The following is a 1,024-nucleotide window of genomic DNA, read 5'->3' as shown; positions in this document are numbered from 1 at the left end:
ATCACGATCCCAAGGATCTCCCCCGCCCTTTACAGATGAACTCCAAATTAGTCCAGCACAGCGACTCAGCGTGCCTTCAGTACGCTGAGTCGCCCGTGGACGATCGGAATGTGACCGGGCAAGCCGAAAAGGCCGTGGGTAAGCCGTTCCTGGAACGAGGGCTTGCCCAGGCCGTCCCGTCGGCGCTGGGCTGGACCCCGCGGGCCTGACGAGTTCGGTCGCGGCGAAGGAGGATGGGTGCGCAGCTTCGAGATGGGACAGACGGTCGTACGGCGCGACGTGCACCGGCCCGGCCGCGTGTGGAGCGAGCATGCACTGCGCGTCGTCGCCGACACGAGCGAGGCCTTGGTGGCGGCCTGTCCGCCGGGAGCCGAGACCCGCTGGCCCGCCCTGTACGTCAAGGCCCGTACAGACGGCGACCGTGCGGTGCGCACCGAGGCGTTCGACGCGATGGCGAGTGGTGTGTGGGATCTGGCGGCCGCGGTGTGGCAGGAGACCGAGCTGCTGCTGTGGAAGCCGCCGGCGGCGTGGTTCAGCGTCAATGCCTTCTACACCGCCGACGGGCTGCGGAACTGGTACGTGAACTTCGAGCGCCCCACCGCTCGGACCGGCGACGGGTTCGACACCTTCGACCTCACCGTGGACCTGGTCGTCGACCCCGACCTGACCAGCTGGCAGTGGAAGGACGAAGACGAGTACGCGCACGTCCGGCGGCTCGGCATCGTCACCGACACCGAGCACCAGGCGGTGGCCGCCGCCCGCGACCAGGCCATCGCCATGCTCGAGGAACGCTCCGGCCCGTTCGCTGACACCGCCTCGTGGTCGGCCTGGCGGTGGAACCCGGCCTGGCCCGCCCCGACACTTCCCCGACCCGGGGCGGCCGGACACAGGGTCGCACCGACGGGCGGCTGAACCGTTGGCTGGAGTGCCGCCTCCAGCGGAGGGGCCATCGGTCGGGCCGGAGCCGGTCAGGCCGGAGCGGGCTGCACAGCGGCGCGCGGGGACCGCCGGCCGTTCCCGACCG

At 70.8% G+C, this 1,024-nt stretch carries 1 protein-coding gene; it reads left to right on the top strand.

From position 1 onward, the window contains the following. The first annotated feature begins 237 nt into the window (after window positions 1-237). Entirely contained in the window at window positions 238-912 is a 675-nt protein-coding gene (locus ABT300_RS44375; RefSeq protein ID WP_351688927.1) for a ribonuclease FAU-1 family protein, read from the top strand. Window positions 913-1,024 lie beyond the last annotated feature (112 nt).

It is taken from the genome of Streptomyces sp. NPDC001027 (assembly GCF_040299045.1).
Taxonomy (GTDB): Bacteria; Actinomycetota; Actinomycetes; order Streptomycetales; family Streptomycetaceae; genus Streptomyces.
This window is presented reverse-complemented; position numbering and strand designations above follow the sequence as displayed.